Origin of the sequence: Pseudomonas sp. P5_152 (genome assembly GCF_033989915.1) — a bacterium.
Classification (GTDB): Bacteria; Pseudomonadota; Gammaproteobacteria; order Pseudomonadales; family Pseudomonadaceae; genus Aquipseudomonas.
The window spans coordinates 4,886,969-4,901,404 of record NZ_JASFAH010000002.1; the positions used below are offsets into that span (position 1 = coordinate 4,886,969).

Sequence of the window (14,436 nt, forward strand, 5' to 3'; positions counted from 1 at the left end):
TCGTGAGACGTAAACTCTTGCTGCTGCTGGAAACCGGATTGGTTCTGGCGGGGCTGCTGCTGGGCGCTTCGGCCTGGAAAATCAATTCGGCGCTGGAACAGCCACTCAACATTACTCAGGAAGAGTTACTCGACGTACCCACTGGCTCGACGCCGTCCGGGACCTTCAATCGCCTGGAAGCCGACGGTGTGCTCGAGGACGCTTTCTGGCTGCGCCTGTACTGGCGCTTCAACCTGGCCACCCAACCCCTGCACAGCGGCGAATACCGCATGCTGCCGGGCATGAGCGCACAAGGCCTGATCGGCCTGTGGCAGCGCGGCGAAGTGGTCCAGTACAGCCTGACGCTGGTGGAAGGCTGGAACTTCCGCCAGGTGCGTGCAGCGCTGGCGAAAAACGATAAGCTCGAACAGACCCTGGCCGGCCTCAGCGACAGCGAGCTGATGGAAAAACTCGGGCATGGCGGCGTATTTCCCGAGGGTCGGTTCTTTCCGGACACCTACCGTTTCGTCCGCGGCATGACCGATGCCGAAGTCCTGGAAAAGGCCTACGATCGGCTGGAAGAAGTGCTGGCCAAGGAATGGAGCAAGCGCTCCCCGGATGTGCCGTACAACGAGCCCTACCAGGCGCTGATCATGGCGTCTCTGGTGGAGAAGGAAACCGGGGTGCCACAGGAGCGCGGACAGATTGCCGGAGTGTTTGTACGGCGCATGCAGATCGGCATGATGCTGCAGACCGATCCGACCGTGATCTATGGCATGGGTGAGCGCTACAACGGAAAGCTGACCCGCGCGTCCCTGCGCGAGCCGACGCCCTACAACACCTATGTGATTTTCGGCCTGCCGCCGACCCCGATTGCCATGGTCGGCCGTGAAGCGATTCACGCGGCCCTCAACCCGGTGTCGGGCAGCAGCCTGTACTTCGTCGCTCGCGGCGACGGCAGCCATGTATTTTCCGATGACCTGGATGCCCACAACAACGCCGTGCGCGAGTATCAACTCAAGCGCCGCGCCGACTATCGTTCCAGCCCTGCGCCCGCCAACGGTGCGGTGACGCCCGAGGAGCCGGCGCCGGTGGTGCCGCAGGTGCCGGAGGTGCCAGCAGTGCCCGAAGCGCCCGAGGCGGTCCCGCAGGATCTACCGCCTGCGCCGCCAACGCCTGACGCCCAGGCACCGCAAAGCTCGCAATGACTCTGACTAAGGACTGCCTGTGACTGGCTTGTTTATTACCCTGGAAGGCCCCGAAGGCGCCGGCAAAAGCACCAATCGCGAATACCTTGCCGAACGCCTGCGTGACGCCGGTATCGAAGTGGTGCTGACGCGCGAGCCTGGCGGTACCCCCTTGGCCGAGCGCATCCGCGAAGTGCTGCTGGCGCCGGTCGATGAAGTCATGCATGCCGATACCGAGCTGTTGCTGGTGTTCGCCGCGCGCGCCCAGCACCTGGCCGAGGTCATCCGCCCGGCGCTGGCGCGCGGCGCGGTGGTGCTCTGTGACCGGTTTACCGATTCGACCTACGCCTATCAGGGCGCCGGCCGCGGGTTGTCGCTGGAGCGCATCGCGGCGTTGGAGGCCTTCGTCCAGGGCGATTTGCGCCCGGACCTGACCCTGGTGTTCGATTTGCCGATCGAGATCGGCATGGCCCGCGCCAGTGCCCGTGGCCGACTGGATCGGTTCGAGCTGGAAGGCCGGGTGTTCTTCGAGGCCGTGCGCGCGGCATTCCTCCAGCGTGCCGCGGCAGATCCGCAGCGTTACCTGTTGGTCGATGCCGCCCAGCCATTGGCGCAGGTGCAGCAGGCGCTGGACGGCTTGCTGCCACAGTTGCTGGAGCGTCACCGTGGCTGAAGCCTATCCGTGGCAGGACAGCCTCTGGCAGCAACTGGCCGGCCGCGGGCAGCACGCCCACGCCTACCTGCTCCATGGCCCCAAGGGGATTGGCAAGCGCGCCCTGGCCGAGCGTCTGATGGCGCGCCTGCTGTGCCAGCGGCCAGACGGCCTGGATGCTTGTGGGCAATGCAAATCCTGCCTGTTGCTCAAGGCCGGCAGCCATCCGGACAACTACATTCTCGAGCCGGAGGAGGCGGACAAGGCGATCAAGGTCGACCAGGTCCGTGAGTTGGTCAGTTTCGTGGTCCAGACCGCGCAGTTGGGCGGGCGCAAGGTGGTGCTGATCGAGCCGGTGGAGTCGATGAACATCAACGCCGCCAACGCCTTGCTCAAAAGCCTCGAAGAACCGTCTGGTGACACCGTGCTGTTGCTGGTCAGCCACCAGACCAGTCGCCTGTTGCCGACCATCAAGAGTCGCTGTGTACAGCAAGCCTGTCCGCTGCCCAGCGAGGCCATGAGCCTGGCATGGCTGGCCCAGGCCTTGCCCGATTGCACGCAAGAGGAGCGGGTCGAGTTGCTGACCCTGGCAGCCGGCTCGCCCCTGGCAGCGGTCACCCTGCAGGCCCAGGGCGTACGCGAACAGCGGGCGCTGGTGGTCGATGGGGTGAAGAAACTACTCAAGCAACAGCAGTCGCCCACCCAACTGGCCGAAGGCTGGAATGCGATCCCGCTGCTGTTGTTGTTCGACTGGTTCTGCGACTGGTCGAGCCTGATCCTGCGTTATCAACTGACCCAGGATGAAGCCGGCCTCGGCCTGGTGGATATGCGCAAGGTGGTGCAGTACCTGGCGCAGAAGTCTTCCCAGGACAAGGTGCTGAACATCCAGGACTGGATCCTGGCCCAGCGGCAGAAGGTCCTGAGCAAGGCTAACCTCAACCGTGTGCTGCTGCTCGAGGCCCTGCTGGTGCAGTGGACAGGGTTGCCGGCTCAACGTTAATCCGCGCTGCCCGGACTGTGTCCGGGCGCCCCACCCATACGATTTAGTTGCAACCTCACTATGCTTGTAGATTCCCATTGCCATCTCGACCGTCTCGACCTCGCCGCCCACGACGGCTCCCTGGACGCTGCCCTTGAGGCGGCGCGCCAGCGCGGGGTTGGGCATTTCCTGTGTATCGGCGTCAGTGTCGACAACGCGGCCGACGTCAAGGCGCTTGCCGAGCGCTACGACGACGTCGACTGCTCGGTGGGCGTGCATCCGCTGGACGTCCAGCCGGGCGCGGCACCGGCGTTGGACTGGCTGTTGCACGAGCTCAATCATCCGCGCGTGGTGGCCATTGGCGAGACGGGCCTTGACTACCATTACGAGCCAGAGGCGGCCGAGCTGCAGCAGCAATCCTTCCGCCTTCACCTGCAAGCCGCCCAGCAAACGGGCAAGCCGGTGATCGTCCACACCCGTGGCGCACGCGCCGATACCCTGGCATTGCTGCGCGAGGCAGCCTTGCCCCAGGCGGGTGTGCTGCATTGCTTCACCGAAGACTGGGACATGGCCAAGGCGGCGCTTGACCTGGGCTTCTACATCTCGTTGTCCGGCATCGTCACCTTCCGCAATGCCGATGCCTTGCGTGATGTCGCGAGCAAGGTGCCGGCCGATCGCCTGCTGGTGGAGACCGATTCCCCCTACCTGGCGCCGATTCCCTACCGCGGCAAACCTAACCTGCCGCAATACGTACGCGAAGTGGCGGAGTTCCTGGCGATGCTCCGCGGTGAGTCCTACGAGCGGTTTGCCGAGCAGACCACCGAAAACTTCAAGCGACTGTTCCCCTTGGCCCACGTTAAATCGGTTTGAGCGACGGCCTGGGGAGGCAAATCGCAGGCAAAAAAAACCCGGGTTCTGGGGGGTGAATCCGGGTTAAGACCATTAGGAGTAAAACAAAGGTACGCGGTCCGTTGGTACCTATATCCACGCGCCACTTGGGGGAGATGACGCGCCGACATTTCAAGTATTGATCAGTATTGCGCCGAGTCCAGTTTGCTCCCCGGGTTTCTTAAACATATTTGGAATACCGGCGCTTCGCTTGAGTTCTCACTGCTTGGCGATGGCTGCGACTATGGCGATAGTTTCGTCGATCACGCGTTTTTCGGTATAGAAGTGCGGGGAAAACCGCACGCCCGGGCCGCGCGGAATACACACCACCTGCTGTGCCTTGAGAGCCTCGTACACGACCTGGTTTTCCATGCCGTCGATGCTGAAGGAAAAAATCCCCCCGCGCCGAGCCGGATTGAGCGGGCTGTGCAGGGTGATCCCGGCGATTGCGCCCAAACCGTCCTGCAGCCACTGCACGCGTTCGGCGATGAGTGTGGCGACGGTCGGCATGCCGACTTCTTCCAGTAACGACAGACTGGCCTCCAGGGCCATCGCGCCGAGCATGTTCGGGCTGCCGCACTCAAAACGCCGGGCACTCTTGGCCGGCTCCCAGGTGGTGCGGGTGTAGTCGCCCATGTGTTCAAGCATGTGCCAGCCGAATTCGTGCAGCTTGAGTTGTTCGCGCAGTTCGCTGCGCACGTAGAACACCCCCAGGCCCTCCGGGCCCAGCAACCATTTGTGGCCATCGGCCATGGCAAAGTCGCATTGATAGCTCTGGACGTCGAAGGGCAGGGCGCCGAGTTGCTGGATGGCGTCGATGCAAAACAGCACGTTTTGCTGTTTGCAGCCGGCTCCGAGGCGCTGCAGGTCCAGGCGCAGGCCGTTGGCAAATTGTATGGCGCTGACCGACATCAAGCGCGTGCGGGGGCCGCAGGCAGCCAACAGCGCGCCTTCCGGATCGTCGCCCTTGAGGCTGGCTTGGATCACTTCGACGCCTTGCGCGGCCAGGGCTTCCCAGACGATGCGGTTGGATGGGAACTCCTCATCGCTGATGACGATCTGGTCACCGCTCTGCCAGGGCAGTCCAAAGGCGACAAAAGACAGCGCTTCAGAAGTATTTTTGACCAGCGCGATGTCGTCCGTCGACGGTGCGTTTAGCAGGCGCATCAGGCGTTCACGCAGGCGCTGCTCCAGTGACATCCAGTCCGAATAGTCCCGCGCGCCCAGCAAAACGTTCTCTTGGGCGAAGCGCGCCACGGCGCTGGCCGCCCGATTTGGCCAGGGCGCGACGGCCGCATGATTCAAATAGCGAAGGCCTGGAGCCTGTACAAATTCATCAAGAAACGTAGTCATGGTCGGATGATCCGTGCAATTTGGCGCAAGTTAGGCATAATACGCGGCTTCGAATTTTGACCCCTACAGACCTTTTTCTTATGCACAAAGAACCTCGTAAGGTCCGTGAGTTTCGTCGCCGCGAGCAAGAAATTCTCGACACCGCGCTCAAGCTGTTCCTCGAACAAGGTGAAGACAGTGTCACCGTCGAGATGATCGCTGATGCCGTGGGTATCGGCAAAGGCACCATCTATAAGCACTTCAAGTCCAAGGCGGAGATCTATCTGCGCCTGATGCTCGATTACGAGCGTGACCTGAACGAGCTGCTGCACTCTGCCGATGTCGACAAGGATAAGGAAGCCCTGTCCCGGGCCTACTTCGAATTTCGCATGCGCGACCCGCAACGCTACCGGTTGTTCGATCGCCTGGAAGAGAAAGTGGTCAAGGGCAACCAGGTGCCAGAGATGGTCGAGGAGTTGCACAAGATCCGCGCCTCCAACTTCGAGCGCCTGACCCTGTTGATCAAGGGCCGGATCAGCGAAGGCAAGCTTGAAGACGTGCCGCCGTATTTCCACTACTGCGCATCCTGGGCGCTGGTGCACGGCGCCGTGGCGCTGTATCACTCGCCGTTCTGGAGCAATGTGCTGGAAGACCAGGAAGGTTTCTTCCAGTTCCTGATGGATATCGGCGTGCGCATGGGTAACAAGCGCAAGCGCGATACCGACACCCCAGGCAGCTGATTCATTCAGCAGCCTTATTGCGCCATGTTTCCCTGTATGGCGCAGTGCCCCAGGAATATACTCAGGCTTAGGTATTGCTAAAACTTGATTTGTGAGTCAAGTTTTAGCTTTTCCGCACCGACTTCCGCCGGAGTAATCCATGATCGTTGACCGACAAGGCAGGCGCTTCCGCAATTTGCGCGTCAGCCTGACCTCCGCCTGCAACTATGCCTGTACCTACTGCGTGCCTAACGGCAAGCGGCTGGTGGCTGCGCAGGACGAGCTGTCGGCCGAAGCCATGGCGCGCGGGGTTGCGTACCTGATCGAGGCGGCTGGCATCGAGCGGCTGCGCATTACCGGCGGTGAGCCGCTGGTGAGCCCGAAGCTGGAAACCTTCATGCGAGCGGTCGGGCAGATGGGCCTGGATGAGATCAGCCTGACCACCAACGGCCAGTTGCTGGGCAAAAAGCTGCCTTTGCTGGTGGATGCCGGCATTCGGCGGATCAACGTTTCCCTCGATACCCTGGACCCAGCGGCCTTTCGCGGTATCGCTCGCGGTGGCGATCTGCCGACGGTGCTCGATGGCATGCAGCAGGCCCGCGCCGCGGGCATCAAGATCAAGGTCAACATGGTACCGCTGCGCGGGCAGAACCTGGACCAGGTGATGCCCTTGCTCGAATACTGCCTGGAGCGCGGCTATGAACTGCGTTTTATCGAATTGATGCGCATGGGCCACCTGGCCTCTGACTCGAATGCCTTCCTGCAGCAGTTCGTCAGCCTCCAGCAGCTACTCGGCCTGATTGGCGAGCAATACGAATACCTGCAAGCCGATGCGCCGGTGGATGCCACGGCGGTGCGCTATGAAATCCCCGGGCTCGGCCATTTTGGCGTGATCGCCAATGAAAGCGTGCCGTTCTGCCGGACCTGCTCGCGCCTGCGCCTGTCGTCCACGGGCTGGTTGCATGGCTGCCTGTCATCGAGCAATCGGCATTATGTCGGCGACCTGCTGGACAAGCCCCGTCACCAGGCCTTGCCGGCGTTGCAACGGCTGTTGGTGAAGGCCCTGGGGGACAAGCAGGAAGTGGCATTTTCCGGTGGCGCAACCGTGATGAAAATCATCGGCGGCTGAGCTGGCGCGGAAGCTGCATCTTGCCCGGATTCGCCGGTTTTCCGTCACCGGCTTCTGGAGGGTAAGGATGCGTAGCCTGGTTTTGCTGCTGGCGGTTGTCACGCTTGGCGGCTGCATGACTGTCAGCGACATGGGTGAAGGGGTTCGCGATCAGATGAGCGACGCCGGTTTTCTCGATCACAGCGACAGCCGTCGGGTGAACAACCTGCGTATTCAGCCAGACTCGTTCATCTACATTGCCCAGGGCCCGTTTGCTCCGCCTGGCAGTGCCGAGCCGCGCCCCAACGTGGTTGCCGAACAGGCTTTCAACGGCTTTATCGAGTATTTTCCGATGGTCCGTCGCGCCCGCGCGCCCGAGGGCCTGGATGCCGCCATGGGCGAGGCACGGGCTGCAGGCGCCCATTATCTGCTCTACACCCGCTTTGCCAGCGCCGATGACCGCATCGGCAACTCGGATGAATGGCTCGATCAAGAGGCGGTGGATCGCCTGGGTATCGACAAAGGGGTGATTCAACTGATGTTGATCGAGACCAGCACCCAGTATTTGATTGATACTGCACGGATCAAGAGTCGTGGCGGTTTACTGACGTTCCACGACACCAGGCCAGAAGATCTGCTGGGCCCGCCGCTGGCGCAATATGCGCGTAGCCTGCTGGGCCTGGGCGATCAGTAGTTCAACGGGAGAACAACATGAGTGGTGCGCAAAAAGCTAACGATCTGCTGGGGCAAATCCCCAAGTCCAAAGGCTTGCCGCCGGTTCATCTGTGGAACCCCGACTTCTGTGGCGACATCGACATGCGCATCGCCCGCGACGGCACCTGGTACTACCTGGGCACGCCCATCGGGCGCAAGCCGATGGTCAAGCTGTTCTCCACCATCATGCGCCGCGACGGTGACGATTATTTCCTGATCACCCCGGTGGAGAAGGTCGGGATCAAAGTGGATGACGCGCCTTTCGTGGCCGTGACCCTGGAGGTGCAAGGCGAGGGCGAGGCCCAGGTACTGCGTTTCACCACCAACGTCGAGGAAGTCACCGAAGCCGGGCCAGAGCACCCTCTGCGAGTGGTCATCAACCCGCAGACCCAGGAACCAGCCCCTTATGTGCACGTACGGAGCAACCTCGAAGCCTTGATCCATCGCAACGTGTTCTACCAACTGGTCGAGCTCGCCGTCACCCGCGAACTCGACGGCCAGCGCTGGCTGGGGGTTTACAGCGGTGGCGAGTTTTTCCCCATCGGGCTCGAGCCCTGATCGCGACTCACACGAGCACCCTACGCCTCCTGCAATGCCTTGCTCGTGACCAGCCAGCGCCACAACAACCGCCCGACCGTGATCAGCCAGTTCAACAGCGCCACGCCCAGCACCACCAGCAACATCGCCGGCAGCCCTTGCTCGACGATGATCCTGCCCGCCAGCCAGGGAAAGCCAAAAACCCCGACAAAATAGCCCAGGCTGAACAGCAGCAGGGCTTGAGAGGTGCTGCCGGGCGGCGCTTCGTTGGCGGCCAGGCCATTGATCACCGAGTAGGTCAGGCCGTAGCCGATGCCCAGCACCACGGCTGCCAGCAGGTAGCTGATGGCATCGTCGACGACGAAGCCGAACATCAGCACCGACACCACCATCAACCCCGACAGCAGGCACGATGCCCAGTAAGGGTCGCGCTTGACCACGAAGCTGGCAATCAGCATGCGGCTGGTAATCGCCGCGCTCATGAACCCGAGAAAGAACAGCGAGTAATCCAGCGCACGCGCGGCGGCGTAGCTGGTCTGAAAGCTCGACAGCCCGCCGAAGACGCAACCACCCAGACCCACCATGATGATCGGGAACAGCGCCCTGGAGGACATCACCCGAACCGTCGCTGCCCAGGAAATGCGCGAAAGCGCGGCATTGCCCAGCTGATTGGGTCGTTGCGAAAGCACCGCACCCAGGCGCCAGAACAGCAGCGCACCGATCAGGCTGGCGAGGGCGGCAAGGAAAAACGCGCTGCTCAGTGGATAACCCAGGGCGCTGGCGGCGCGCCCCAGCAAGGGCCCGGACCCGATGCCGGTCATCATGCTGCCCGACAGCAGGGCGAAATACCTGGTCCGTTGTGCTGCGGGCACCAGCATGGCCACGATGATCGGCCCCAGGGTGTAGAACACGCCCCAGCCCAGGCCCAGGGTCAGGCCAAAAAACAGCAAGGCGCTGCCAAAGCCCGGCGTCAGGGCAAACCCCAGGCTGGCCAGCACCAGCAGGCCGCCGAACAGGGCAATCGAACGCGCGGCACCGAACAGGTCCGACAAATGCCCGGAAACCAGCACCGCGGCGAAGGTGCTGAGCATCGCCGCAGAAATCACGCTGCCGGCATCGTGCTCGTTACCGCCCCGTGAGCTGATCAGCAGGGACAGTAAAAAGGTCGAGCCGTAGGACAACGACAGCAGGTAGCTGGCGAGGCAGAACAGGCCAAACAGTTTTCCCGCAACGGCGGAGTCCGGAGTAGAGCGACGGGGCATGGCGATATCTCGTGACCGGTAGGTTTGTCGAACCCTTATCTACCACGGCCAGCCCGAGTGTTTGTTCTGTGGTTGGCGGTTTCAGGGTTAGCGGATAGCGGAGTAACCCCTGGGCAGCGCGAGTCCTTTGATCAGCACCAGCGTTGCCTGGAGAAAATTTGACAGTGCCATGTGACGAACGTCGATCGGCGACATAGTATGGCGTTTTCATTCGTTCTCAAGGGACGTCCATGTCGATCGAGATCCGCCCGGCCACACCCAGCGATGCCCCGCAAATTCTCGCCTTCATCACCGAGCTGGCGGATTACGAGCGCGCCCGCCACGAAGTCATCGCCAGTGTCTCCGATATCGAACGCAGCCTGTTCAGTGAAGGTGCCACCGCTCACGGCCTGATCTGTCTGCGCGATGGCCTGCCGATCGGGTTTGCAGTGTTTTTCTTCAGCTATTCGACCTGGCTGGGCAGTAACTGCCTGTACCTTGAAGACCTGTACATCACGCCCGAGCAGCGCGGCGGTGGCGCAGGCAAATACTTGCTGCGCCACCTGGCGAAGATTGCTTGCGCCAACGACTGCGGGCGTTTTGAGTGGAGTGTGCTGGAGTGGAACACCCCAGCCATCGAGTTCTACAAATCCCTCGGCGCCCAGCCCCAGGAAGAGTGGGTGCGCTATCGCATGGACGGCAATGTCCTGCGTGATTTCGCCGAGGGGCGCTGAAGCGTTGCTCAGGCCTTGAGGGTCGCCATGTCGATGACAAAGCGATACTTCACATCACCGGCGATCATGCGCGCGTAAGCCTCGTTGATCTGGCGGATATCGAGCATTTCGATGTCACAGGTGATCCCGTGTGCAGCGCAGAAATCCAGCACTTCCTGGGTTTCGGCAATGCCGCCAATCAGCGAGCCAGCGAGGACCCGGCGGCTCATCACCAGTTTGCCGGCGTGGACCGGTGGATCGACGGGTTCAATCAAGCCCACCAGGATGTGCACACCGTCAAACCGCAGGGTGTCGAGGTAGGGGTTGAGGTCGTGCTGCACCGGGATGGTGTCGAGCAGGAAATCGAACTGTCCGGCCGCCGCAGCCATCTGCGCGGCATCGGTGCTGACGATCACGTGGTCGGCCCCCTGGCGACGCCCTTCTTCAGCCTTGCTCGCCGAGCGAGTGAACAGCGTCACTTCGGCGCCCATGGCCTTGGCGAACTTGATCCCCATGTGGCCCAGGCCTCCCATGCCGAGAATGCCGACCTTGTCGCCAGCCTTCACGCCGTAGTGCTTGAGTGGCGAATAGGTGGTGATACCGGCGCAGAGGATCGGTGCGGCGCTGGCTGCGTCCAGTTGCGGCGGGATGCGCACCACAAAGTGTTGATTGACCACGATGCTGTCGGAGTAGCCGCCCATGGTGTTGCTGCCGTCGACCCGGTCCGGGGTGGCGTAGGTCATGGTCGGGCCTTCGAGGCAGTACTGCTCCAGGTCAGCCTGGCAGGCTTCGCAGTGGCGGCACGAGTCGACCATGCAGCCGACGCCGACCAGGTCGCCGACTTTATGTTGGCTGACGTCGGCGCCGATGGCTGTGACCCTGCCGACGATCTCGTGGCCCGGCATCAGCGGGTAAACGGCAATCCCCCATTCGTTGCGTGCCTGGTGAATGTCGGAGTGGCAGACGCCGCAGTAGAGGATCTCGATTGCGACGTCGTCAGCTCGTGGGCTACGACGTTGGAATTGCACGGGGGCGAGGGGAGTGGTGGCCGACTGGGCGGCGTAACCGATGGCGGTGTACATGATGAACCTCGCAAAAACAGTGACAGGAGAGGCGGCGCATTCTGGGCGCCAAGGCGGTCAACGGCCATGGCGATTCCTCCGGGTGTCATGCCTAATCCTCCGGCATCGGCCTGCCAAGGCTCGCATTGGCGAGCAGACCTGCGATGATGCTTTCATCCCATTTTTGCGAAGTTTTTCCTATGTTGCTGACCCGTCATCTCGACGCCAATGCCAGCCTGGTGGCGTTGATCGAGCCGCTGGCCACCGGTGATGGCTTCACCCCGACCGCGTTGCCCGGCGTGCAGGTACTGCGCGCCAGTTGCGATGTTGCCCGCGGCCCTCATATCTATGAGCCGAGCCTGATGATCATCGCCCAGGGCAGCAAACTGGCGTACCTGGGGCCGCGGACCATGGAGTATGGGGCCGGGCATTACCTGATCCAGGCATTGCCGGTGCCCTTCGAATGCGAAACCTATGCCTTGCCCAATGCCCCCTTGCTGGGGGTCTCGGTGGCGATTGACCGGGTGCTGCTGGGGGAGTTGGTGCTGGCCATGGGGCTGGCGCCAGGGCGGCCCGGTGCCGCACAGACACCCGAGTCGATGACCTCGGTGGTGCTCGACGACGGCATGCGCGGTTGTGTCGAGCGGTTGTTGTCGTGCCTGCACGATCCGCTGGAAGCTCGGATCATGGGGCCGGCGCGCCTGCGTGAATTGTTGTTCACCGCCCTGCGCGGGCCCCAGGCCGATGTGCTGCGGGCGCTGGTGGAGCAGCAGGGCCAGTTCGCCCGCGTCGCGGCGTCGATCAGCCATCTGCATGCGCACTACAACGAGCCGTTGAACGTCGAGACCCTGGCCAGCTGCGCCAACATGAGCGCCTCGACTTTCCATGAACACTTCAAGCGCAGCACCCTGTTGTCGCCGGTGCAGTACTTGAAGCGCCTGCGCCTGCTCAAGGCTCAGACTTTGCTGGTGGCCGAGGGCCTGGGCGTGGCGCAGGTGGCGCACCGGGTCGGTTATCAGAGCACGTCGCAGTTCAGTCGCGAGTACAAGCGCTACTTCGAGCGCAACCCGGGGGACGAGCGCGCCGCTTGACCCAGCCGTGCGCTGCTCGGCAGCTGCTACCAGAGCTTTATTGCAGGCAACAAAAAGGCCCCCATTCGGGCAATGCTGTTCAGTTAAGGAGTGCGATGCTTTTGTAGGAGCGAGCTTGCTCGCGAAAAACGTCAACGATAACGCGTGTGTTCAGTATAAACGCGGCGTCTTTGAGTTCTTCGCGAGCAAGCTCGCTCCTACAAAGTGTGACGTTCCCTTAACTGAACAGCATTGCCCCATTCGGGAGCCTTGATGTTCAGGCATACGGCTTACATGTTCGGGTAAGTCGGTCCGCCCGCGCCTTCCGGCGTCACCCAGGTGATGTTCTGCGCAGGGTCCTTGATGTCACAGGTCTTGCAGTGCACGCAGTTCTGGGCGTTGATCTGGAAGCGTTTCTCGCCGTCTTCCTTGGTGATCACTTCATACACACCGGCCGGGCAGTAGCGCTGCGCAGGCTCGTCGTAGAGCGGCAGGTTCTTGCTGATCGGGATGCTCGAGTCGGCCAGCTTGAGGTGGCACGGCTGCTCTTCTTCGTGGTTGGTACCGGAGATGAACACCGAGCTGAGCTTGTCGAAGCTGAGTTTGCCGTCGGGTTTCGGGTAGTCGATCTTCTTGCAGTCGGCCGCCAGCTTCAGGCACGCGTAGTCTGGCTTGGTGTCGTGCAGGGTGAATGGCAGCTTGCCACCGAAGATGTTCTGGTCGAGCCAGTTGACCCCACCACCGACAATCGCGCCGAACTTGTGGATCGCTGGACCGAAGTTGCGGCTGGCGAACAGTTCTTCGTACAGCCAGCTTTTCTTGAAGCTGTCGACATAGGTCGTCAGTTCGTCGCCGCCTTCGGATTCGGCGAACAGGCGATCAGCTACCGCTTCAGCCGCGAGCATGCCGGACTTCATCGCCGTATGGCTGCCTTTGATCTTGGCGAAGTTCAGGGTGCCCAGGTCGCAACCGATCAGCGCGCCGCCCTTGAAGACCATTTTCGGCAACGAGTTCAGGCCGCCTTTGCAGATTGCCCGGGCGCCGTAGCTGATGCGCTTGCCGCCTTCCAGGTATTGCTTGAGCACCGGGTGATGCTTGAGGCGCTGGAACTCGTCGAATGGCGACAGGTAGGTGTTGCTGTAGGACAGGTCGACGATCAGGCCCACGACCACCTGGTTGTTTTCCAGGTGATAGAGGAACGAGCCGCCGGTGTTCTCGGTGCCCATGATATCCAGCGGCCAGCCGGCGGTGTGGACCACCAGGCCAGGCTGGTGCTTGGCCGGGTCGATTTCCCAGATTTCCTTGAGGCCGATGCCGTAGTGCTGGGCGTCGGCATCGCTGTCCAGGTTGAAGCGCTTGATCAGTTGCTTGCCAATGTGGCCGCGGCAACCTTCGGCGAACAGCGTGTACTTGCCGCGCAGTTCCATGCCGGGGGTGTACAGGCCTTCTTTCGGATTACCTTCGCGATCGACGCCCAGGTCACCAGTGATGATCCCGCGGACCACGCCATTTTCGTCGAACAGGGCTTCCTGTGCGGCGAAGCCGGGGTAGATTTCCACGCCCAGGTTCTCGGCCTGCTGGGCGAGCCAGCGGCACAGGTTGCCCAGGGAGATGATGTAGTTGCCTTCGTTGTGCATGGTCTTGGGCACAAAGAAGTCAGGAACCTTGACGGACGCCTCGGGGTTGCGCAGCACATAGATGTCATCGCGCACGACCGGGGTGTTGAGCGGGGCGCCGAGCTCTTTCCAGTCCGGGAACAATTCGTTCAGGGCTCGAGGTTCGAACACCGCGCCGGACAGGATATGCGCACCGACTTCGGAGCCTTTTTCGACCACGCAGACGCTAATTTCCTTACCGGCTTCGGCGGCCTTCTGCTTCAATCGGCAGGCGGCGGAAAGACCAGCGGGGCCGGCACCGACGATGACCACGTCGAATTCCATGTATTCGCGTTCCACAGGTTATCTCCTACTCAAGGCTCAACAGTTTTTTTTCTAATTGGAGGTTTGGTGTAGCCTCGATCAATTGCTCTGCCCTGTGGGCAGGAGGACAATCGAGGGCCCACCTTTCTCTCTAGGTGGCGCATTATATCTACACCACTCTCAGCGTCCAATACAAACGTTTGTTTGAAATTGCTGGAAGCCAGATAAATCAAAGAAGCGCGGCTTATAACTGACCATTTTGCCGTATTGACCGGAATAGGCGTTCCGGTCAAGATACGGGCGGTTTTGCGCTCGCCGTAGGCTGACTGTTGGTTTC

General features: G+C 61.7%; 14 protein-coding genes. 10 read left to right on the plus strand and 4 right to left on the minus strand.

From position 1 onward, the window contains the following. The first annotated feature begins 2 nt into the window (after positions 1–2). From mltG to QMK50_RS22235, 4 genes are read left to right on the plus strand one after another with little or no spacing between them, the layout of a single operon-like run. Positions 3–1,187 carry an endolytic transglycosylase MltG gene (gene mltG / locus QMK50_RS22220; RefSeq protein WP_320333950.1) on the plus strand — a complete coding sequence of 395 codons (1,185 nt, stop codon included), beginning with the start codon at positions 3–5 and terminating at the stop codon, positions 1,185–1,187. Between the two features lie 19 nt (positions 1,188–1,206). Further along, the gene (tmk, locus tag QMK50_RS22225; protein ID WP_320333951.1) at positions 1,207–1,839 is read left to right on the plus strand and encodes a dTMP kinase; all 633 of its coding nucleotides are present in this window, start codon (positions 1,207–1,209) and stop codon (positions 1,837–1,839) included. Beyond that, on the plus strand, positions 1,832–2,818 hold the full coding sequence (locus tag QMK50_RS22230; RefSeq protein ID WP_095167653.1) for a DNA polymerase III subunit delta': 987 nt from the start codon (positions 1,832–1,834) through the stop codon (positions 2,816–2,818). The genes tmk and QMK50_RS22230 overlap by 8 nt, the downstream gene beginning before the upstream one ends. 60 nt (positions 2,819–2,878) lie before the next feature. Beyond that, entirely contained in the window at positions 2,879–3,667 is a 789-nt protein-coding gene (locus QMK50_RS22235) for a TatD family hydrolase (RefSeq protein ID WP_095167655.1), read from the plus strand. A 237-nt stretch (positions 3,668–3,904) separates the two neighbouring features. Here QMK50_RS22235 and QMK50_RS22240 read toward each other — a convergent pair whose 3' ends face one another. After that, a complete protein-coding gene (locus QMK50_RS22240; RefSeq protein WP_320333952.1) occupies positions 3,905–5,038 on the minus strand; it encodes an aminotransferase class V-fold PLP-dependent enzyme in 1,134 nt (377 codons plus the stop codon). Between the two features lie 80 nt (positions 5,039–5,118). On the opposite strand from QMK50_RS22240, the gene QMK50_RS22245 reads away from it, so the two are divergent. The 4 genes from QMK50_RS22245 to QMK50_RS22260 all read left to right on the plus strand — a co-directional run bounded on the left by QMK50_RS22245 (position 5,119) and on the right by QMK50_RS22260 (position 8,116). Continuing rightward, entirely contained in the window at positions 5,119–5,757 is a 639-nt protein-coding gene (locus QMK50_RS22245) for a TetR/AcrR family transcriptional regulator (protein ID WP_095167659.1), read from the plus strand. Between the two features lie 139 nt (positions 5,758–5,896). After that, complete coding sequence (locus QMK50_RS22250; protein WP_159994512.1) at positions 5,897–6,865, plus strand: GTP 3',8-cyclase MoaA; 969 nt, start codon at positions 5,897–5,899, stop codon at positions 6,863–6,865. Positions 6,866–6,932: 67 nt separating this feature from the next. Continuing rightward, positions 6,933–7,538: a DUF4823 domain-containing protein gene (locus QMK50_RS22255; RefSeq protein ID WP_095167662.1), complete on the plus strand. Its 606-nt coding sequence runs from the start codon at positions 6,933–6,935 to the stop codon at positions 7,536–7,538. Positions 7,539–7,555: 17 nt separating this feature from the next. Beyond that, on the plus strand, positions 7,556–8,116 hold the full coding sequence (locus QMK50_RS22260; RefSeq protein ID WP_320333953.1) for a DUF1285 domain-containing protein: 561 nt from the start codon (positions 7,556–7,558) through the stop codon (positions 8,114–8,116). A 20-nt stretch (positions 8,117–8,136) separates the two neighbouring features. Here the strand turns inward: QMK50_RS22260 and QMK50_RS22265 are convergent, their stop codons facing one another. Further along, the gene (locus tag QMK50_RS22265; RefSeq protein WP_320333954.1) at positions 8,137–9,357 is read right to left on the minus strand and encodes an MFS transporter; all 1,221 of its coding nucleotides are present in this window, start codon (positions 9,355–9,357) and stop codon (positions 8,137–8,139) included. 230 nt (positions 9,358–9,587) lie between these two features. Between QMK50_RS22265 and QMK50_RS22270 the strand changes: the two genes are divergently transcribed. Beyond that, the gene (locus QMK50_RS22270; RefSeq protein ID WP_320333955.1) at positions 9,588–10,070 is read left to right on the plus strand and encodes a GNAT family N-acetyltransferase; all 483 of its coding nucleotides are present in this window, start codon (positions 9,588–9,590) and stop codon (positions 10,068–10,070) included. Between the two features lie 8 nt (positions 10,071–10,078). Here the strand turns inward: QMK50_RS22270 and QMK50_RS22275 are convergent, their stop codons facing one another. Then, a complete protein-coding gene (locus QMK50_RS22275) occupies positions 10,079–11,131 on the minus strand; it encodes an NAD(P)-dependent alcohol dehydrogenase (protein WP_320333956.1) in 1,053 nt (350 codons plus the stop codon). A 179-nt stretch (positions 11,132–11,310) separates the two neighbouring features. Between QMK50_RS22275 and QMK50_RS22280 the strand changes: the two genes are divergently transcribed. Beyond that, complete coding sequence (locus tag QMK50_RS22280; protein WP_095167670.1) at positions 11,311–12,201, plus strand: AraC family transcriptional regulator; 891 nt, start codon at positions 11,311–11,313, stop codon at positions 12,199–12,201. Positions 12,202–12,470: 269 nt separating this feature from the next. Here the strand turns inward: QMK50_RS22280 and QMK50_RS22285 are convergent, their stop codons facing one another. After that, complete coding sequence (locus QMK50_RS22285) at positions 12,471–14,135, minus strand: electron transfer flavoprotein-ubiquinone oxidoreductase (RefSeq protein ID WP_320333957.1); 1,665 nt, start codon at positions 14,133–14,135, stop codon at positions 12,471–12,473. Between the last annotated feature and the right edge of the window lie 301 nt (positions 14,136–14,436).